The sequence below is a fragment of the Niabella aurantiaca DSM 17617 genome (assembly GCF_000374125.1).
GTDB classification, from domain to species: domain Bacteria; phylum Bacteroidota; class Bacteroidia; order Chitinophagales; family Chitinophagaceae; genus Niabella; species Niabella aurantiaca.
The window spans coordinates 35,845-55,592 of sequence record NZ_KB893626.1 but is presented as its reverse complement, the minus strand read 5'-3'; the positions used below and the strand labels follow the sequence as shown (position 1 = coordinate 55,592).

Here is a 19,748-nt window from a genome sequence, read left to right as displayed (position 1 = left end):
TTCATTTCAGATAATTTTGACCCATGCAAATAAAGTTACCTGTTGTGTGTTCCGGAACCAGTCTGCTGGGCAACCTGTACCGGGCATTGCCTTATGAAGAGAAACTTGCCATTGTAAAAGAATACATTGCCGCTACGCCGGCCGGGGATATTCCCCTGTTTGATTCTGCCGGTAAATATGGTGCAGGGCTGGCCCTGGAAGAACTGGGAAAATGTCTGAAGGATCTGGGCATTGCCAGGAACGAAGTCTTGATCAGCAATAAACTGGCCTGGGTACAAAAACCGCTTATCACATCCGAACCTACTTTTGAAAAAGGTATCTGGCATAACCTGAAGAATGATGCGGAGCAGAAGATCAGCTACGAGGGTATTTTAGAGTGTTTCCGGCAGGGAAACGAGCTATTGGGCGGTTATATACCACAATTGGTTTCTGTGCATGACCCGGATGAATACCTGGCAGCGGCCGCGGACGATGCCGATTACCGGAAACGGTACGAGGATATCCTGGGTGCATACCGGGCGCTTACCGAACTAAAAGAAAAGGGCGAAGTGGCCGGCATCGGCATCGGGGCTAAAGACTGGAGGGCAATTGAAAAAATTGCCAGGGATGTAAAACTGGACTGGGTCATGATCGCCAACAGTTTTACCATATACCAGCACCCCCGGGACCTGATCGCATTTATGGATAGCCTGTATCAACAGGGTATTGCTATTATTAACTCCGCGGTGTTCCATGGCGGATTCCTGATGGGCAGCGATTATTTTAATTACATCCTGCTGGATCGCAACAACCCGGAGCATGCGCGTTATTACCAGTGGCGCGACCGCTATTATGAGATCTGCCGCGCGTTTGAGATCGACCCTGCCGCGGCAGCCATTTATTTTGGACTTCATGTGCCGGGCGTAAAAAGCATTGCCTTAAACAGCAGCAACCCGGCCCGTGTGCGTAAAAATGTAGAAATGGGGCATATGGAGATCCCCGTCGATTTCTGGAAACTTTTGAAAGAAGACGGACTGATCGCCGCGGATTATCCTTACCTGTAAGCGATTAGCTTTTAGCTGTCAGTTATTAGCTGATCGCTCAAAGCTAAAATTGCTCAACTCAACAGTTAATTGTTATTTTGACAATTATTTAAATAATGAAAAGTTTAGTTTGCACGGCCCCCGGCCATTTTGAGTTCCGGGAAGATGCTTTTCCTGAAGCCACACATGACATGGCCCGCATCCGCCTGAAGCGGGTAGGTATCTGCGGTACAGATCTGCATGCCTTTGAAGGCTCCCAGCCGTTCTTCAGCTATCCCCGCATCCTGGGGCATGAGCTATCCGGAGTATTGACCGATACCGGCGGAGCCGAAGGTTTTGAACCGGGCGAAACCGTTACCATCATGCCCTATTTCAGCTGCGGTACCTGCATCGCCTGCCGGACCGGTAAGCCGAATTGCTGCGCTGCGATCAAGGTATTTGGCGTGCACATCGACGGTGGCATGCGGGAAGAGATCCTGGTGCCGGTCGGCAGCCTGCTGCAGGGTCAGGGCCTTAATGCGGATGAGCTGGCACTCGTAGAGCCCCTGGCGATCGGGGCACATGGCGTACGCCGGGCCGGGGTGCAACCGGGTGAGTATGTGCTGGTGATCGGTGCAGGCCCCATCGGGCTGGGCACTATGGAACTGGCCCGTATAGCCGGGGCTCAAGTAATTGCCCTGGATATCAATGCAGACCGGCTGCGTTTCTGCAAAGAGCATCTGGGCGTACATGCTGTTGTGAATGGGTCAGGCGCGGATGCCATCGGGCAGGTGAAAGCCATCACCAATGGTGATTTTCCTACCGTGGTCGTCGATGCTACCGGTAACCTGAAGGCGATCAACAACGGTATTCAATACCTGGCGCACGGAGGCCGTTATGTACTGATCGGTCTGCAAAAAGAAGCTTTTTCCTTCAGCCACCCGGAATTTCACAAACGGGAAAGCACTTTAATGAGCAGTCGCAACGCGGTAAGGGAAGACTTTGAGCACGTTATCCTAAATATGAAGACAGGCAGCATCCGGCCGCAAACCTACATCACCCATACCGTTGCTTTTGATGAAGTGCCCGAACAGTTCGAGAGCTGGCTTAACCCTGCCACAGGCGTGATCAAAGCGATGGTGCAATTTTAAGAACTGCTGTTTAAATTTCAATTATTAGAATATAAATATTAAGAAGCCCAAAACCTGTCCAAATGATCGTTCTGGCAGGTATTAAGAAATTCAGATCCATTAAGAATTGTAACCGCCTAATGATGCTCAATGCCTTAATGGTTAATGGCTCTGTTTTTAAACAGTTTCTAAGAGGGTTCCTTCAGCAACCCGTCTATAAAAGACTCAAACTCTTTTTTAAATTCCTCGTAATGCTTCCCCGTGCCGGGGCCATTAAAACCGGAGTGTATCTTCCGGACATTGCCTTTTTTATCAATTATAATGGATGTTGGAAAGGCCCTGATGCTTTCCAGCTGGGGCAGTGTTTTCTCCGTCCGTTGCTCGTCCGAAACAGAAACCCCCGTTACCAGGAAAGGATATTTTACATTGTACCGTTTTTGAAAAGGGATCAGCGCTTTGCGGGAAGCCTCAAAATCCCCGGTACGCTCATAGGCCAGCCCGATGATCTCCACACCCCGTGCTTTGTTGCGGGTGTAATATTCGCTCAGGAAGGCGGTTTCATCCATACAATTGGGACACCAGGAGCCCAGGATCTGTACGATGATCACTTTATTTTTATACCGGGCATCATTAATGGAGATCCACTCCCCTGAGGTAGACCGGAACCGGAAGTTCAGCCGGCTCTCGCCCTCCCTTAATTTGGTATAAGTATTTTCATCCGGAAGCGCCGCCGTATCATTCCTCCGGGCAGTCCAGCTTTGCGGCGCCCTTAACCCCGAATATACTGCTGCATCGCGAATGCTGTCCTTATCATTCAGCAGCGCTGTAAATACAAAGGCATGTCCCCCGTCAAAACCGGAAAGGTGCAGCGAATCTCCGCTCACCGATCCTTCCAGGTAGCGGTAATCACCCGAAGGCGTCAGAAAGGTACCTGTGATCCGGCCGCCGGCTTCCTGCGCAAACTCACCAATGGCCTGCAGCGTCTTACCATTGCCGGAGCTAAAGGACACGGCCCACCGACCGCTGATATCCACCGCCGCCGGTTTGGTGAGCGGGTACCGCTCGGCCACACCCTGCAGTGCATAGAACGGAATTTCCTCCTTACGTGTACCATAATTTTTTATATATACCCCTTTGAGGTTTCCATTTTTTTCAACCCGCAATGCAAATCCGGAGGCAAAAAAGGGCATCTGTATCCAGACGGAATCTCCTTTCTGCCGGATGGCATCTACCAGCAAACGCTCGCCCGCGTTGATGACGTACAACACCGGCCGGCCCTTCAGCGTGGCCGATTCGAAATTAAAAATGATGTGCTGCCCGTCCGGCCGCTGTAACACGCCCTGCCAGATACCGGGCTTTATGCCCTGTGCACGGCCGGCCACCGGGGCCAGCACCAGGAACGAAAAAAGAAGGTATAAATATGTTTTCCGCATGTTCTTTTAGATCTGTTGAAGTTAAAACAATGTTTCCAGTTATTTGGTTGAACTGCAAAGTCCGTCATGAAGTTTAAATATGAGTCCGGAGTTTTAATGATCGTCATGCCGGCGCAGCCGGGTCACCCTTCAATTCGGAAAATCTTTCAATTACACCGCCAATAACAGATTGTATGATGCATTGGCCGGTAACCGCAACATTCTTCGGCCCCTTACCGAAGGCTTCCGGATGATGCGCAGAATGATGGAAGGCGATGACTCCATAGCCGTGTAGATTTTACACCGCTAATAGAAAATTCCAGGTGACGAAACGGATATTAAATGATCAATTTACATCAAACCATAGCTTTGTCAACAGGTTATCCGTACCCTGGGCGGCCACGGCTGCCTTATAATTGACCCCATTGAGTGATTGCTCCGTACCCGGATAGATAAACCGCACCGGTATCTTTCCATCCAGCACCCCGGATGCCCCCGGCATCAGTTGGGGATAATCCAGCCGGCGCCATTCGGCAAACGCCTCCAGTCCCTGACCATACAATGCGATCCATTTTTGCTCGCCAATGGACTTCTTATAGTTTGCAGGGTTGTAGGTTACCGCCGGCTGATTGAGATACGTATTGATCACCGTGTTATCTGCGATCTGGTATTGCTGCAGGGAGGCCGTTATAGCCTGTTTGTACAGATCTGCTGCATTGCCATTGTACAGCCCCCGCGCCGCAGCTTCAGCCAGGTTAAACAATACCTCCGGATAACTCAGGATCACGGCAGGATTGGCATCCGAACGGAAAAACACAAGACCGGGTTTTGACGTTTTTGAAAACCCCAGGTTGTTGGCGTCACTATTGGTGAGCCCGCTGGGTACCCCTACATAACTGGTAACAGAAGGGTCCGTGGGCTTATCAGCAAATGCCGCCAGACGGGGATCATTCAGCGCATATAATTTATCGATGATGGTTTTGCCCACCCGGTAGTCATCCCTTGTAGAAAACCAGGCGGCCATCGGGTTTTGTAAGGGCGGCTTATCGTAGATCAACCGGGCGGCCTCCCCGTTGCCGGCGATTAGCAGGGAAGGGTTGGCCGTTACCTCGCTGATCACTTCCCGGGCCTTTTCCGGTTCGCGGTCGGTAATACGAAGGGCGATGCGCAGCCGGAGCGCTCCTGCAAACTTTCTCCAGCTATCCAGACTACCGCCATACAAGACATCCCCGGAAATACTGCCGGCAGCCGGGTTCAGTGTGGCCGTGGCCGATTTCAGCTCATCGAGCAAACCAAAGTACACATCCTTCTGCGTATCATATACGGGTGTAAGGGTCTGCTTGATCTTTCCGGACTCGCTATAGGGTATTGCCCCGTAAGCGTCTGTAAGCAACTGAAATATCCAGGATCGCAAAATGGTTGCTACGGCTTTGTAATTAGCGTTGGCCTTCCCGTCCGGGAACTGGATGATCGTATTCAGGTTGGTGATCACCTGCGCATAGCCGGTGTTCCAGAGCGAGGTAAAGCTGCTGTTGCTGAAGATATAGCGATCGGGTTCTGTATATTGGATCTTTGCCCAGTGCTGGATGATCAGCAAACTGGAATTGAAGTTATTGTCTGCGCCCCAGTAACTATCCGCAGCTGTTTTTTCTGCCGCCGTCAACAAATAATCCGGCTGTGGGTCCTCCACGGCATTGGGGTTCCGGTTGATCTCCGCCAGGTTCTTTTTGCAGGCAGTAAACGAAAGAATAAATGCTATAACAACGAGTGAAAATATATTTTTATACATGACTGCCGTTTTTAAAATTTTAAGTTCAGGTTAAATCCGATGTTCCGTACGGTAGGAAGCGTCAAATCCTCCAGCCCCTGTGCATTGCCGGTATTAAAGGCCACTTCGGGATCGATATTCGGTACATTTTTATGAATGATCCAGAGGTTACGGCCGACTACAGAAAAGGATGCTCCCTGAAAACCGATCTTCCGGATCCACTGTGCGGGCAGATTATACCCCAGCTTTACTTCCCTCAGCTTTACATAGGAAGCATCGTACACATACTCTTCCTCAATGCTCCGGGCTGCTTTGTAATACTGGGAGGCCGGTATAATGGCAGTGTTTTGCTGACCATCGGCGGTCACGCCCTTAAAGATCATACCATCGTCATACACGGTTTCCCCGTTGGGCCCGCTGGTACCGGCCCTGGTACCATTGATCTTTTTATCATCAGGATAATAATAGCTAAGCCCCCCAAGTTCCGCATCCCGGCCCGGTAGCGTAAGCGCCAGCACACCGGTGTAGCTGCCGGTGGAGTTGGTGCCGGCGAACAGGGATCCGCCAATGCTGGCATCCACCAGGAAGGAAACACTGAAATTTTTATATGTAAGGCTGTTGCTGATACCGCCTACCCAGTCCGGAGTAAACTTACCCAGCACCTTCTTATTGGGGTCTGATAAGGGGATGCCGCTGCTGTTTACCACGATATTGCCCTGTGCATCCCGCAGGTATGCATTCCCAAACAGAGTACCGTAGGGTTTTCCTACAGAAGCAAGCACCTGTACGCTACGGTAGGAGCCCAGTACATAATTCTGCAGCCGCTGTTCGTAATCCAGTATCAGTACCCGGCTCCGGTTGGCCGCATAATTCAGATCTACGTTCCATTGAAGGTCGTTGTTCTTTACAGGGATCAGCCCCAGCTGTACTTCAATGCCTTTATTGTTGATCTTACCCGCATTCATCAGTTTTTGATTATAGCCGGTTGCGGCAGTTACATCTACCTTTAAGATCTGGTCAATGCTATTGGTATTGTACACACTCAGGTCCAGCCGTACCCGGTTGTTAAAGAGCGCCGCTTCCAGCCCGGCCTCTGCAGAGTTGGTCGTTTCCGATCTGAGCTCGGGATTCAGATCAACTGTTGAAGTGATCAGCTGCGGGTTGCCGAGGAAAGGCGCGTTAAAATTAAAGATATTGATCAGCTGGTAAGGATCCGCGGAGCTCCCCACTTTTGACCACCCGCCTCTCAGTTTCAGAAAATTCAGCGTATTGCTTCTTATGTTCAACGCATCCGACAGGATCAGGCTGGCATTTACCGACGGATAAAAATAGGAAAGGTTCTGCTCCGGCAACGAAGATGACCAGTCGTTACGGGCCGTTAAGTTCACAAAGGCAATGTTCTTATATCCCACCTGCGCGGATGCAAAGGCACTATAGATCTTCGATTTGGAATAAAAACTGGAAGACACCAGAGGATCTCTTGAATTGGCCAGGGTATATACATCCGGCACTGCCAGGCGGGGCGCCTGTTGGATATTTTCCTCATAAATTTTTGTGCGCGCGTTCCATCCACCCAGGGCATCCAGGCTAAAGTTGCCATTGATATTTTTATTATACCGGAGTGTGGCTTCTGTATTATTTTCATTTACACCATATGCATCTTCTTCGTAAGAGCCAAAAGGCGTGCCATTGGTACCATACGCCACCCGGAGCTTACGACGGTCGTTATAATAGTCAGTACCGGTACGGAAGTTGGCACTGAGCCCGTCGAGAATGGTATAGTTGATATTCACATTCCCGATGATCCGGTTCCGCCGCTGGCTTACCGTATTTTCATAGGCGATCCAGTACGGGTTGCTGTAATAACTATTGTTCCAGTTAATGCCGTTGCCATCGGCGTCCTTATAATTCTTCAGCTGGCCGATATCTACCTGCCGGCCAAACCAGGTAAACTGGAGCATGGTACTGGTAGCCCGTTTACCGCCGGCACCCGGAAGATTGGGCGCATTATTCAGAATATAATTTGCGCTTACGCCCACTTTTAATTTGGACGTTACATTATAGTTGGCATTAAAAGACAGGTTGTCTTTCTTCGCTTCACTATTGGGTACCACACCCAGCTGCTTTTCATTGTTGTAAGAAATACGGTAATCATAATTATCGCCGGCATTGGCCAATGCGATGCCATTGCTGTAAGTAATGCCGGTCCGGAAATAATCCCGCACATTGTTGGGATGCGGTACAAAAGGCACCGGCTCCCCGTTGGAATAGAACTGCGGGATCAGCCGGCCATCCATTTTTGGGCCCCAGCTCTCATCCACGCCATCGTTATCACCGCTGCCCTTGCCATCCACATAGCTGAACTTTCCTTCGGAGCCCTGTCCGAAAACATTCTGATACTCCGGAAGGATCAGCAGGCTGGCAATGTTCACATTGGAATTTAAGGTGATTCCCAGCCCTTTTTTGCCCCGGCCGGTTTTTGTTTTGATCAATACCACGCCCTGTGCTGCACGCGAACCATAAAGCGCCGCGGCATTCGGTCCTTTCAGCACACTGATGGTCTCAATGTCTTCCGGGTTCAGATCCGCGATCGCATTGCGGTAATCCCGCGAGCCTCCGGCGCCCAGCTGTGAATTATCTACCGGGATACCATCCACTACAAAAAGCGGCTGATTGTTCCCGGCAATGGAAGTTTCACCGCGGATCACGATGCGGGATGACCCCATATCTCCCTGGGTATTGGTGATACGTACCCCGGCGATCTTTCCTGCCAGCGCATTTACGATATTGGTTTCCTTCGCTTCGGAAATATCCTTTGCCTTTAACTCCTGCGTGGCATACCCCAGGGATTTTTTGGCCTTGGTTACACCCAATGCCGTTACCACTACTTCGTCGAGCGCGGTATTGGAACTTTGCAGCTGTACCCTCAGGTTTCCCCGTATGGTATCGGTATTCACCTGATGATTGGCATATCCCACATAAGAAAAAAGCAGGATGGCATGCGGTCCGGCCGCTATCGAAAAGTTTCCCTGCCCGTTAGTAAGCGTACGCCGGTTGGTTCCGGATACTTCTATGGTTACACCGGCCAGGGGAGTGCCGGACTGAAGTTCCTCTACAGTGCCCGTGATCGTTGCAGATTGTGCAGCACCCCATACAGGTAAAAGAAAGACCGCTGCAAAAATCATTTGTCTTAGAAATTGATTCATCGTTATGTATATGTTTTAAAGTATTCGGATGGTTGCGGCTGAAACATACGGGTCCCGTTCGGCTTCAGGCCGTCAATTAAATAAAAACGAATTAAAAAACAGGTAAGATCAGCAGCAGCAACAGCACTCCATCATCATGGTGGTGGGTTGCAGTAGTTGTACGTTACGACAGCTCGCCTGTCGGCCATTGGAAGACGCGTAGCCATATCCCAATGATTGCATCTTTGTGTTCATGTTCAAAAATTGCCGTTTAAAAAATCGGTTATGGAAAGAAAATCGCGGATAGAAGACAATGCGGGTACATTGACGACCACTTATCTTTCCTTTTTTGGATGGATGTAGCACCGCTCCTATGATGGTGGTTGCTAAGACTTCCCCGGGCCATTTCCCTCAGTCTTTCTTGATAAGTTGTCTGTGAAGACAAAGCAAAGGTAATTGCTAAAATATTATCAACAAAATAAATTTCTACAAGGTAGGTAGACTATTGCAGACACCGGGTCCTCTGCGGGAAACGTGGCGAGGAATAGATACGCCCTTGGTCACGATGTTTCCTGCAAGGGACACCGGGAGCAAGGGATACTATTATCAAAAAAGCCATCCCTTAAAAAAAAGAGATGGCGTTAAAAATATGATGATCCTGCTATGGCAGCGCATCGAGATCCACCTGTGGCGTTTTGCCGGTGGGCTGGCGCTCTACCATGGTATCATAAGGAACAAAATCATTAAAGAACCCGCAATTCCTCAGGTAGAACTGTTGCCCCTTTACACCGCCTGCATAATCTTTCCGGTATCCCACGCGCGCCGTATTATCAGCAGTAAAGCGCGCTTTGGTAAGCTCATGCCAGTTGCCTCTGGTGTCCCGTACCCATTGGTTTCCGAAAAACACTTTGCGCTCAATATCCCCCTGGTTGGGACTGAAGTTCTCGAGGAAGGAATGTGGCCGTTTCAAATACGTAGACAATTTCGGACGCCGGAAACTGGCCACCAGCAGCCAGGTATTTTTTGCTCCATCATAAAAATAGGCTGTATAAACGGTATGGCTATCTCCATCCGGAACCACATGCAGCAGGAATTTATTGGTAGTGCCCGCCTTCCAGGGATACCGCAGGATGCTTTGGCCACCCGATCCTTCATTTCCAAACTCACCGGTATAAACGTCTTCACCCTTTTTCAGCATTTTGATCTTATGATCTTCGGGGATCTGTTTCGGATCATCGGTTTGATAAGGGCTCCAGACGGAAAACAGGATACGGCGCTCGGTTGCAGAGTTCACCTGCATACCGAAATAACCTTCGCCAAAACCATTGGCCATAAAATAAGAGCCGACCACATCATTGCCCGCCGGCACGGTTACCTCATTATAAAACCATTCCGCATCCACATCTTTTGGCAACTGGTACCCCATATGTACAGAAGGTCCTCTTCTTCCCCAATGAAAGAAATTGCCTTCATTGTTCTTTGTATAGCTGGCTTTATCGGTAAGCGCAGTGCCTTCCAGCTTTAACGCTACTACATCCGGAAAGCAACAACCCTCTTTTTTGATTCCCTTCACCACCACCGGCACATAGCCGCTGTCCTTTATGCTCCATTCTCCAATATAAAAAGAAGGCCCCGCTCCTTTTAATACCGCATTTTTTGTTTGTTTGAATATAGAAACAGCAATTTCCGGGTTACCGGTAACAGTACCGGTTTCCAGCCATACTTTAAGGGTTCCCGGCTGTGTTACCCGAATATAAGCGGTAAAGCCCTCATTGATCTTTGTCCAGTTGGTAATTCCATTGTTGCGGACCCGTATGCCCTCCCCGGTTCTTTCCAACGCCCATGCATTGCCACCCGTGGGCACTGTTATGGACTGGGCATTGATAACAGATGAAAAAAGCAGCAACACAGCAAGCAATCCTTTTGCGGAACAGTTCATAAAGCGTAATTTTTTTGTGTGTATGCGAATATATTGTGAAACCCGGTGATTCGGCTGCACAACCGATTGCATTCGCTGCAGGAAGGGCACAATGTCCGGGTTCACGCAGCGAAGCAAAGAGGCAATGACGCAACGGCCAGCGATACGCAGACCGGGAAGAGCGCGTTCTCCGGTGCATCTGCAGCAATCTATATACCCGGGACCTCATCCGGCCACAGGCGGATTATTTATATTAAATTTGTTCGTATGACAGACCCCATCAATATTGAAATAAAAACACTCGAAAAGGACCAGTACGACGCGCTTAAAGAAACCATGATCGCCTGCTATCCCAGCATGCCGGAAAGTTACTGGCAGCGGGAGCAGATCAACCGGCTGGTCAATCTTTTTCCGGAGGGGCAGGTGGTCATCTATATAAACGGTGTCATGGCTGCATGCGCACTTTCGATCATTGTAGATGAAAAAAAAGTGAACAACCGGCACAACTATAAAAGTATTACCGGCAATTATTCGTTTAACTCGCACGATCCGGAAGGCGAGATCCTTTACGGGATCGACGTTTTTATAAAACCCAAATACCGCGGTATGCGCCTGGGGCGCCGGCTGTACGATTACAGGAAGGAACTGGCAGAACGCCTGAACCTGAAAGGCATCGTGTTTGGCGGCCGGATACCGGGATACCATAACTACGCCCGGGAAATGACCCCCAGCCAGTACATCCAGAAGGTAAAGCAAAAGGAGTTGCATGATCCGGTGCTGGACTTTCAGCTTGCCAACGACTTTCACCCTGTACGCATCATAAAAAACTACTTACATGGAGATGTGCAGTCGAACGAATACGGGGTGTTGCTGAAATGGGACAATATTTATTATGAGGACCGGAGCGAGCAGGCCTTTCCCCTCAAGCGTGTGGTGCGGCTGGGGCTGGTACAGTGGCAGATGCGGCTTTATAAGAACCTGGAAGAAATGATGACCCAGGTGGAGTATTTTGTGGACACCGTTTCCGGCTACCGATGCGACTTTGCCGTATTCCCGGAGTTTTTTAACGCCCCGCTGATGGCGGAGTACAACCATCTTTCCGCCGCCGATGCGGTAAAGGAAGTCTCTAAATATACCGCGGTGATACGGGACCGGTTCGTCGCCCTGGCCGTCAGTTACAATATCAATATCATTACCGGCAGTATGCCGGAGGTAGCGGATGGGCGGCTTTACAACGTAGGATACCTGTGCCGCCGCGACGGATCGGTGGACAAATACGAAAAAATCCATATAACACCGGATGAAGAGCGCGTTTGGGGCATGGTGGGCGGCAGCCAGGTAAAGGCCTTTGATACGGATTGCGGCAAAGTGGGCATCCTCGTTTGCTATGATTCAGAATTCCCGGAGCTGAGCCGGCTGCTGGCAGATGAGGGAATGGATATTTTATTTGTCCCTTTCCTTACCGATACGCAGAACGCCTACTTCCGGGTACGGCACTGCGCCCAGGCAAGAGCCATTGAAAATGAATGTTATGTAGCGATCGCCGGCAATGTGGGCAACCTCCCTCAGGTACAAAATATGGACATTCAGTATGCCCAGTCCATGATCCTGACCCCCTGCGATTTTTCCTTCCCTTCCAACGGCATCGAAGCGGAAGCCACACCCAATACAGAAATGGTCGTGATCGGCGATGTAGACATCGACCTGCTGCGGCATCTCCACAAATTCGGAAGCGTTAAAAACCTGTCAGATCGCAGGAATGATGTATATGAAGTGATCCGGAAAAGCTAAAAAACAACATCTTCCGTTTCCGGATCTTCTGTTTTCAAGCCGTTTCCAGCGTTTTTTCCACAGTTTGTTGATATCTTTAAAAACGCTATTTTTGCCAACCTTTTAATTAACTATCTTATTTAACATGTCAGTAATACAGAAGATCCAGGACAAGTATGGCAAAGTGATGGCTGTAATCATTGGGCTTGCGTTGGTCATATTTGTTATCATGCTAGCTTTTGAGAACGGAGGCAGCCTCTTTACCGGGGATGTCCGGACCATAGGAAAAATTAACGGAGAAAAAGTTGAGTTCCAGGAATTCAGCGCTCTGGTGGAGCAACAAACACAAATGATGCAGGCTCGCGGAATGAGCAACGGCGAAGGTTCCGCACAGCAAGCCAACGAAATGGCCTGGGGTCAGGAAGTGTCGCGCATCTTACTTTCGCAGGAATCAAAGAAACTGGGGCTTGAAGTAGGCCGGAAGGAACTGAACGACCTGCTTTTTGGAGCCAATCCCCCCCAGGAGCTGGCACAGGGATTTACCGATCCGCAAACCGGGAAATTTGATGCCGTCGCCGCACAAACCCAGATCAACCAGATCAAATCAAAAGGTACTCCGGAACAAAAGGCACAGATCAACATGTTCCTGGATCAGCTGATCCTTCAGCGCAAGGCCGAGAAATACGATGCGCTGCTGACCACCAGCATCAATTTTCCAAAGTGGATGCTGGAGAAGCAAAACGCAGACGAAGCCCTGATGTCCAGGATCTCTTTTGTAAGAGAACCCTATACCAGCATTCCGGACTCAACAGTAAAGGTCACGGACAGTGATATACAGGATTTTATCAACAAGCACAAAAGCGATTTCAAACAACACGAAAACCGCGGCATTTCCTATGTGGCTTTTAATGCGCAGCCCAGCGGAGCAGACAGTGTAGCGGCCCGGCAGCGCCTGCTGGACCTGAAACCGGCCTTCGACAGTGCCCATAACATAAAAGACTTCCTGGTAAGCGAAGGCATCAATAACTACTACGACGGCTTTATCAGCAGCAATCGCATCCAGGTGCCCATGAAGGATTCCATCCTTAAAGTAGGCACCGGAAATATATATGGACCCTATGTGGATGCGAATAGTTATGCGCTGGCTAAAATCGTTGCAAGCACCAGCATGCCGGATACTGTAAAAGTGCGGCATATCCTTATCGGGCTGACCACACAGGACCCCCAAAGCGGGCAGCAAATTCCTTTAAGAGATTCTGCCACAGCGCGTAAACTGGCCGACAGCTTATTCATAGCCTTACAGAACGGCGCTAACTTTGATACCCTCGTTACAAAGTTTTCTACCGATGCGGGCAGCGTACAAACCGGCGGCGTTTATGAAAGTGTGCCTTCCGGGCAGATGACGCCCGCCTTCAACGATTATATTTTTACGCACCCGGCAGGCAGCAAGGGCGTTGTAAAAACGGACTACGGCTATCACATTATTGAAGTGCTGGGCACCAAAGGCAGCACTACCGGTTATAAGATCGCTTATGTGACCAAACCGATCGAGGCCAGCCAGGAAACCGATAATATGGCCAGCAATGCCGCCACCCGGTTTGCCGCTAAGGCCACCAGTCAGAAAACCTTTAATGCCGCGGCCGAAAAACTGCAGGCAGAAAAAGGCATTTTAAAGTCTATCGCCACCGATATTCCGCCCACAGGTGCTATGATCCAAGGCCTGGGAGCATCCCGGAATTTTGTAAAAAGCATTTACAAATCCGACCTGGGAGAAGTGATCCAACCGGAAAGAGTAGGCGATTACTATGTAGTGGGATTGGTTACCGAGATCAATAAAGAAGGCACCATGACCCCGGCTAAAGCCCGCATGATGGTAGAACCCCTGCTGGTAAACCAGAAAAAAGCAAAGATCATCAGCGACAAGATCGGTAAGATCACAACCCTCGAAGCGGTAGCCACCAAACTGAAAAAGCAGGTAGAGACCGCCGACAGCCTCCGCTTTAACGGCCAGACACCTTCTGCTGTTGGCTTTGAGCCCAAAGTGATCGGAGCTTCCTTTAACAAGGCCAACCTGCAAAAAGTAGTGCCGGAAGCGATCGCCGGGTCACAGAGCGTTTATGTGATACGCGTAGACAATCTAATGAGCACTCCGGCTCCCGCTCAAAACCTGGATGAAATACGCAAAATGCGTTATATGCAGGCTAAACAACAGGCCCGGTTCCAGTCGCTGCAGGCACTGCAGGAAGCAGCCACCATTAAAGACTACAGGAGTAAGTTCTATTAACCGACCGTTCCATATCTTTTTTACAGCCCGCTTGTCAGAAGCGGGCTTTTTGTTCCTGCTACTTCCGGACAGACAATTGACCTTTCCGTTACGGAAGTGAACCGAAGTCCGCTTAACTTTGTTTCATTATCATGGAGCCTGTTATCAGAAATAAAGTAGCGGAAAGCGGGATCATTACGCTTAACCTGGAATCGTATTATCCCGTAGATCCGGTTAAACTGTTCGATATCAAAGATTATCTTTTTATGGGCATGATCCTTAGAGAAAAGGACTTTCGCAGTGCCCTGAAGGAGCAGGACTGGTTGGCCTATGAAAACCAGCTGGTGGGTATTGTATGCTCCGCAGATGCCATCATTCCGCTTTGGGCCTATATGCTTATTGTAAGCTATCTGCAACCGGTAGCAAAGTTCGTAGCCCTCGGTGACGAAGCCGCCGTTAAAAACAAATGGCTGCTCAAAAATATTGAGGCCATAGACGCCCTGACATTTGCCGATGCGCGTGTGGTGATCAAAGGTTGCGGCGATATTCCGGTATCAGAAGAAGCTTATGCACAGATCTCCTTAAAATTATTGCCGGTGGTAAAAAGCCTGATGTATGGAGAACCCTGCAGTACGGTACCGGTGTATAAACGGAAATAGCCTCTCCTGTCAAATAGATCCCCAATACAGATCCCTTCCTGAGCGGTTTGTAATCAGATTTTAAAACGAGTTTCCGATCTCCCGGTAAAATATAAAACTTTGCTATAGCAGCGCTTTGCTTTTATAATGAGCCGGTACCAGCCATCTTTTTATAAACTTAATGCCAGTCAGCGGGGACACTGACCCTGGCGCCTTAAATGGTTTGTATATCTACAAACCATTTAAGGCGATACACATTTTAAAAAAATGAATACCGGTCCATTATTAACAGCTAACACCCCGCTCCTGATATGCTAATGATTGGTCTTTCTTAAATCAAATACAACCATTACCCGGTGGTACGACTTTACTGTCCTGCCATTTCGGGTAGCAGGTGACCATCTATAGGGAAAAGCGGTTATCCTTTTTTGAACAAGATCACCCAGCTCAAACGGGTTTTCCAACGCTTTTACCAGCACTATTTTTCCTCCAGTATCCACCGCAAATTGCATGCGTATTTTATAGATCCCTTCAGGGATCTCCTTCCTTTTCGAACTATCTAAAAGCAAGCCCCAGTCCAAATAACTGCTCCAGAGAGCAGTGTCAATACAAGCCGGGGTTTCAAATCCTTCGTGATAAGACCGCGGAGGGGCTACCGAATGTATCGGAACATGATTCCAGCTAACCTGGGCAAACAGGGGATAACTGCAACAGAGCGCAAATACGAACAGCAATTGTTTTTTTATTATTCTCTTAAGACACAGGTCGGAAAAATTCCATAGTGTCCTCTAAAACCACCCCTTCCTCTTAAAGATCAGCAGCATCCAAAGCGGGATCAGGACCATTGCACCTACTGCGATCCAGAAGCCCCAGTGGTGGTTAGACAGGGGGATCACGTTAAAGTTCATGCCAAAGATGCCCCCGATAACAGTGGCCGGGGCCAGCACACAGGTTACAATAGCCATCACTTTCATCACCTCGTTCATCTTCAGGTTTACATTGCTCAGGTAAAGATCCTGCATGCCCGTGAGCATATCCCGGTAGTTGTCCACCAGGTCAATGGCCTGCACAATATGATCGTACACGTCTTTATAATAGCGCTCATTCTGCTCCGTAAGCAGTTCGTTTTCGCTTTTTATCAGGCCGCTGATCACTTCCCGCACCGGGTAAATGGTCCTTTTTAAAACGATCAATTCCTTCCTTAGGGAATTGATATAGGCCAGGGTGCGCTTGCTGGCACTTTTGATGATCTCCTCTTCCAGGTCTTCGATCTCATCGCCCAGCTTGTCCATTACAATAAAATAATGGTCTACGATGGTGTCCAGCAGCGTATAATATAAGTAATCAACCTCTTTGGTGCGTGTTTTACTGGTTGGCAGCTTCAACCGCTCCCGGAGTGCCGTAAAAACATCCCGGTCCAGGTCTTCCTGGAAGGTAATGACAAAATTCTTTCCCAGTACCAGGCTGATCTGTTCCTGGTCAACGGATTTTTTTTGCTCGTTGTAATAGAGCATATTCATCAGGCTGAAAAGGATATCGTCCGCTTCATCCATTTTCGCCCGCTGGTTGACGCTTAAGATATCTTCCTGTAAAAGCGGGTGAATACCAAAGCAGTTTCCGATGGCCTCCACATCCGATTTACGAAGCCCGTCTATATTGATCCAGACTATTTTTCCCGAGTCTCTGAGCGCCAGCGCCTCGTTCAGTAAAAGATCCTTCCGCTCCTCTATCGTTTCTTTATTGTAGCAATACGCTGTGATGACCACCTGCTGTGCTTCCTCCCGCCGCGGAACAATGGTGGGGTTCACAGAAAGGATCTCTTTGGTGCGCTGGGTACCAAACAGCTCAAAAAGGTTGGGCAGGAAAAGATAGCGTAAATATTTTTCCGGGCGCATCTTCATTGAGGAAAGATACTCTTTTTAGCGCATAACGGCAATGACCCGCGCCGGTGTATCTCAAACCGGAACCTGCCCGCCGGTTTCTGCAGACCGGCCCCTGCTAAGCTACCGGCATACGCCATACAATAGCAGCAATGATGGATAAAATACCGATCACAATGGCCGCAATACCCAGCCGGCCTTGTTGCGGGCGCAGCTTTTCCAGCAGCCGCTGTCCTTTTTCCGAAGCTTCTTTATTCTTCGAAAGCGCATACTGCTGGATCAGCCCATAGCCCAGAATAAAGCCCAGTGCGGCCGTTACCCCCGCCGTTGCCAGCCACAACAGCCAGGTAACCGGAACAATGGAAAGCCACCCGATATGCAACAGCGCGCTAATGATGCCCCAAAGGCCCCAGATACAAAAAACAATTCCGATCCAGCCCTGGTAGGGCGTTATCTTGTCTAAAAGCGCTTTTGCCTCCGGCTTCCTCGAAAGCACCAGGGAAGGAACCGCCAGGATCCCCAATAGTATCAGCAAAATCCCGTACAACATAATGATCGTTTTTATTGATTTAAAATAGTGATGGCTCTTTCAAGATCTTCCGGTGTGTCAATCGCCACGGTTTCATAACTGGTTTCCGCCAAATAGATATCCACTCCGTTGTCAAGAAAACGCAGCTGCTCCAGCTTCTCCGTTTGTTCCAGTAAAGAAGGCGGCCATCCGGTAAAATCCAGCAGGGCATTTTTACGGAAGGCATAAACACCAATGTGCAGATAATACGGCACGGGGATGTCTGTATCCCTCCGGTAAGGGATCACGCTGCGGCTGAAATAAAGGGCCCTGCCCGCTTTATTGGTCACAACTTTTACCGCGTTGGGGTTTTGCGCTTCATTTTCCGAGGCAAATTTCCGCATCAGGGATCCTACCTGTACCTGTTCTGTGTCAAAGAGGCTTACAATTTTCTGCAATGGCTCCTGTTGCATAAAGGGCTCATCTCCCTGGACATTTACAATAATATCCACGTCCATATCTCTCACCGCTTCAGCAATACGGTCGGTTCCGCTTTCATGTTCTGCAGTGCTCATAATGGCTTTGCCGCCGCGTGTTGCGATCTCATTAAAAATGATATCGCTGTCGGTTACCACAAATACATCGCTAAACAAGCCGCTTGCAGCCACTGCCTCGTAGGTATGCGCGATCACCGGCTTATCGCCCAGCGGTTTCATCAACTTAGCCGGAAACCGGGTTGCAGCATAGCGTGCGGGAATCACTGCTATAATTTTTTGCTTCCTCATTTTTCAAAAGTAGGAAACTCTTCCAGGTTTCCGTTACTCCTCTTTCAGTATTGCTTTCTTTTATTTTGAAGATTTCTTTTTTACAAAAGGGTCCTTCAGCAGCAGCAGAAAGTTCTCGTCCTTTTCATTATCATAATACCCGTCCAATCCATACCGGATCTTTGAAGGATCCAGTTCTTTATAGGTTCCCAGGACACGGTCCCATATGGAAAACACCGCTCCGTAATTGCTGTCGGTAAACGGCTGCTTCCAGTGATGATGTACCTTATGCATATTGGGGGAGATCAGTACATAGCTGATCCACTTATCCAGCTTTGGATGGAGACGGATATTGGCATGGGTAAACGCAGTAGTGATCACCACCAGGGTCTGGTAGATCATCACACTGTACATCGGAGCGCCGCTTACAAAGATCAGCAGCAGGAAGAAAATGCCGCGCAACAGGCTATCCCCAGGGTGGTGCCGCAGCCCCGTGGTCACATCCACCTTATTATCGCTGTGGTGGATGAGGTGATACCGCCACAGCCAGGCTTGCCGGTGCATGATCCAATGCACCAGCCAGCTGCTGAAATCCAGCGCAAGCACACCGATGGCGATCGCTCCCCACACCTTTGCATGCAGCCAGTACACCAATCCAAAATCTGCAGCACGGCACCAATCCGATAGCAGCACGATCAATACTGCCAGCGCGGTATGAATGATCAGGTGCATGACCGTAAACCCGAAGTTCACCAGGGCATGCGAAAATTTCGACTTCCGGTACTGCAACCGGAACAAAGGGATGGCCCCTTCAATGATCCAAAACAACAAAAGCCCGCCCACCAGCAATGCCATACGCTCCAGCGGACGCTGTTCCAGGGTTGAAAAATATGCAACGATCGATTCCATTACGTTTTTGTATTGCTCCCGGCGTCTTCAAACTCAAAACCACAGTCAAAGCAATGATATACTTTTTCAACAGCCATCTGTGCTCCTCCATGCCGTACCACATTCACAAAAGTTACCAGCCAGTTGGACGCTTTTTTTGGAGTACTGATGTATTCCACGTTTATAGATCCGCAGTTGGGACAGGGGTTCTGCTCCTGGTACCGCCGCTTTGTGTTCCGCAATATTTCCAGTGCCCGTTCTGCCTGCGGCTCGGCCACCATCAGTTTAATACCACCAATGGCATTGATCAACCCAGGATGAATGGCAATCGTGTTCTCATCTTTCAGCCAACAGTTTATGTTCTCGCTCAGCAGGTTCCCCATCGCCAGGTGCGCGTCAATATAGCTGTCATACGTAGCCGCAATAACAAAGTTCATACCTTAAAGTTATTGCAGGATCACGGATAAAAAAAGCCCCGGTCCTTTTAGAGCCTGTTTAAATTTCATCGGTGGAATTTATTATGAACCTATTTTGGAGCGAAACAAGGCAAATTTTGCAGGCATAGCAGGTCACTATGGCGAAAAAATGTCCGGCACCCATTCCCCGGAAATTGTATTCTTTCC

16 protein-coding genes and 1 riboswitch are annotated in these 19,748 nt (G+C 49.3%); of the genes, 5 read left to right on the top strand and 11 right to left on the bottom strand.

The window, feature by feature from the left end; genetic code table 11:
• Positions 1-23: 23 nt before the first annotated feature.
• Together B160_RS0105270 and B160_RS0105265 are read left to right on the top strand one after the other, a co-directional pair.
• Positions 24-1,043, top strand: coding sequence for an aldo/keto reductase (locus B160_RS0105270; RefSeq protein ID WP_026309539.1), 1,020 nt, complete (start codon positions 24-26; stop codon positions 1,041-1,043).
• A gap of 95 nt (positions 1,044-1,138) precedes the next feature.
• On the top strand, positions 1,139-2,152 hold the full coding sequence (locus tag B160_RS0105265; RefSeq protein WP_018626836.1) for a zinc-binding alcohol dehydrogenase family protein: 1,014 nt from the start codon (positions 1,139-1,141) through the stop codon (positions 2,150-2,152).
• 167 nt (positions 2,153-2,319) lie between these two features.
• Here the strand turns inward: B160_RS0105265 and B160_RS0105260 are convergent, their stop codons facing one another.
• The 5 genes from B160_RS0105260 to B160_RS0105245 all read right to left on the bottom strand — a co-directional run bounded on the left by B160_RS0105260 (position 2,320) and on the right by B160_RS0105245 (position 10,435).
• Entirely contained in the window at positions 2,320-3,564 is a 1,245-nt protein-coding gene (locus tag B160_RS0105260; RefSeq protein WP_018626835.1) for a peroxiredoxin family protein, read from the bottom strand.
• A 325-nt stretch (positions 3,565-3,889) separates the two neighbouring features.
• A complete protein-coding gene (locus tag B160_RS0105255; RefSeq protein WP_018626834.1) occupies positions 3,890-5,332 on the bottom strand; it encodes a SusD/RagB family nutrient-binding outer membrane lipoprotein in 1,443 nt (480 codons plus the stop codon).
• Positions 5,333-5,343: 11 nt separating this feature from the next.
• Positions 5,344-8,517, bottom strand: a complete 3,174-nt coding sequence (locus tag B160_RS0105250; RefSeq protein ID WP_026309538.1) for a SusC/RagA family TonB-linked outer membrane protein — start codon at positions 8,515-8,517, stop codon at positions 5,344-5,346.
• A 108-nt stretch (positions 8,518-8,625) separates the two neighbouring features.
• On the bottom strand, positions 8,626-8,751 hold the full coding sequence (locus B160_RS32360; RefSeq protein WP_281163361.1) for a hypothetical protein: 126 nt from the start codon (positions 8,749-8,751) through the stop codon (positions 8,626-8,628).
• 77 nt (positions 8,752-8,828) lie between these two features.
• A riboswitch (SAM riboswitch) is annotated at positions 8,829-8,927 on the bottom strand.
• A 230-nt stretch (positions 8,928-9,157) separates the two neighbouring features.
• Positions 9,158-10,435 (bottom strand): DUF3472 domain-containing protein, encoded by a 1,278-nt coding sequence (locus B160_RS0105245; protein WP_018626832.1) that lies wholly within the window; start codon positions 10,433-10,435, stop codon positions 9,158-9,160.
• Between the two features lie 246 nt (positions 10,436-10,681).
• Between B160_RS0105245 and B160_RS0105240 the strand changes: the two genes are divergently transcribed.
• The 3 genes from B160_RS0105240 to B160_RS0105225 all read left to right on the top strand — a co-directional run bounded on the left by B160_RS0105240 (position 10,682) and on the right by B160_RS0105225 (position 15,106).
• Complete coding sequence (locus B160_RS0105240) at positions 10,682-12,205, top strand: carbon-nitrogen hydrolase family protein (protein ID WP_026309537.1); 1,524 nt, start codon at positions 10,682-10,684, stop codon at positions 12,203-12,205.
• A 124-nt stretch (positions 12,206-12,329) separates the two neighbouring features.
• Positions 12,330-14,468 (top strand): peptidylprolyl isomerase, encoded by a 2,139-nt coding sequence (locus tag B160_RS0105230; RefSeq protein ID WP_018626829.1) that lies wholly within the window; start codon positions 12,330-12,332, stop codon positions 14,466-14,468.
• Positions 14,469-14,599: 131 nt separating this feature from the next.
• On the top strand, positions 14,600-15,106 hold the full coding sequence (locus B160_RS0105225; RefSeq protein WP_018626828.1) for a DUF2480 family protein: 507 nt from the start codon (positions 14,600-14,602) through the stop codon (positions 15,104-15,106).
• A gap of 293 nt (positions 15,107-15,399) precedes the next feature.
• Here B160_RS0105225 and B160_RS0105220 read toward each other — a convergent pair whose 3' ends face one another.
• From B160_RS0105220 to B160_RS0105195, 6 genes are all read right to left on the bottom strand, one after another.
• Entirely contained in the window at positions 15,400-15,819 is a 420-nt protein-coding gene (locus B160_RS0105220; RefSeq protein WP_018626827.1) for a hypothetical protein, read from the bottom strand.
• 54 nt (positions 15,820-15,873) lie between these two features.
• Positions 15,874-16,986 carry a magnesium/cobalt transporter CorA gene (gene corA, locus B160_RS0105215; RefSeq protein ID WP_018626826.1) on the bottom strand — a complete coding sequence of 371 codons (1,113 nt, stop codon included), beginning with the start codon at positions 16,984-16,986 and terminating at the stop codon, positions 15,874-15,876.
• A 97-nt stretch (positions 16,987-17,083) separates the two neighbouring features.
• Positions 17,084-17,515, bottom strand: a complete 432-nt coding sequence (locus B160_RS0105210; RefSeq protein ID WP_018626825.1) for a hypothetical protein — start codon at positions 17,513-17,515, stop codon at positions 17,084-17,086.
• Between the two features lie 11 nt (positions 17,516-17,526).
• On the bottom strand, positions 17,527-18,258 hold the full coding sequence (kdsB, locus tag B160_RS0105205; protein ID WP_018626824.1) for a 3-deoxy-manno-octulosonate cytidylyltransferase: 732 nt from the start codon (positions 18,256-18,258) through the stop codon (positions 17,527-17,529).
• Positions 18,259-18,318: 60 nt separating this feature from the next.
• Positions 18,319-19,146, bottom strand: a complete 828-nt coding sequence (locus B160_RS0105200) for a sterol desaturase family protein (protein WP_018626823.1) — start codon at positions 19,144-19,146, stop codon at positions 18,319-18,321.
• Positions 19,146-19,562: a putative signal transducing protein gene (locus tag B160_RS0105195; RefSeq protein WP_018626822.1), complete on the bottom strand. Its 417-nt coding sequence runs from the start codon at positions 19,560-19,562 to the stop codon at positions 19,146-19,148. Before B160_RS0105195 ends, B160_RS0105200 begins: the two co-directional genes overlap by 1 nt.
• Positions 19,563-19,748: the final 186 nt, after the last annotated feature.

What these genes read in the sequence shown, in the direction of transcription:
- B160_RS0105270 (WP_026309539.1), top strand. Translation starts at nt 24, where the DNA reads ATGCAAATAAAGTTACCTGTTGTGTGTTCCGGAACCAGTCTGCTGGGC.
- B160_RS0105265 (WP_018626836.1), top strand. Translation starts at nt 1,139, where the DNA reads ATGAAAAGTTTAGTTTGCACGGCCCCCGGCCATTTTGAGTTCCGGGAA.
- B160_RS0105260 (WP_018626835.1), bottom strand. Translation starts at nt 3,564, where the DNA reads ATGCGGAAAACATATTTATACCTTCTTTTTTCGTTCCTGGTGCTGGCC.
- B160_RS0105255 (WP_018626834.1), bottom strand. Translation starts at nt 5,332, where the DNA reads ATGTATAAAAATATATTTTCACTCGTTGTTATAGCATTTATTCTTTCG.
- B160_RS0105250 (WP_026309538.1), bottom strand. Translation starts at nt 8,517, where the DNA reads ATGAATCAATTTCTAAGACAAATGATTTTTGCAGCGGTCTTTCTTTTA.
- B160_RS32360 (WP_281163361.1), bottom strand. Translation starts at nt 8,751, where the DNA reads ATGAACACAAAGATGCAATCATTGGGATATGGCTACGCGTCTTCCAAT.
- B160_RS0105245 (WP_018626832.1), bottom strand. Translation starts at nt 10,435, where the DNA reads ATGAACTGTTCCGCAAAAGGATTGCTTGCTGTGTTGCTGCTTTTTTCA.
- B160_RS0105240 (WP_026309537.1), top strand. Translation starts at nt 10,682, where the DNA reads ATGACAGACCCCATCAATATTGAAATAAAAACACTCGAAAAGGACCAG.
- B160_RS0105230 (WP_018626829.1), top strand. Translation starts at nt 12,330, where the DNA reads ATGTCAGTAATACAGAAGATCCAGGACAAGTATGGCAAAGTGATGGCT.
- B160_RS0105225 (WP_018626828.1), top strand. Translation starts at nt 14,600, where the DNA reads ATGGAGCCTGTTATCAGAAATAAAGTAGCGGAAAGCGGGATCATTACG.
- corA (WP_018626826.1), bottom strand. Translation starts at nt 16,986, where the DNA reads ATGAAGATGCGCCCGGAAAAATATTTACGCTATCTTTTCCTGCCCAAC.
- B160_RS0105210 (WP_018626825.1), bottom strand. Translation starts at nt 17,515, where the DNA reads ATGTTGTACGGGATTTTGCTGATACTATTGGGGATCCTGGCGGTTCCT.
- kdsB (WP_018626824.1), bottom strand. Translation starts at nt 18,258, where the DNA reads ATGAGGAAGCAAAAAATTATAGCAGTGATTCCCGCACGCTATGCTGCA.
- B160_RS0105200 (WP_018626823.1), bottom strand. Translation starts at nt 19,146, where the DNA reads ATGGAATCGATCGTTGCATATTTTTCAACCCTGGAACAGCGTCCGCTG.
- B160_RS0105195 (WP_018626822.1), bottom strand. Translation starts at nt 19,562, where the DNA reads ATGAACTTTGTTATTGCGGCTACGTATGACAGCTATATTGACGCGCAC.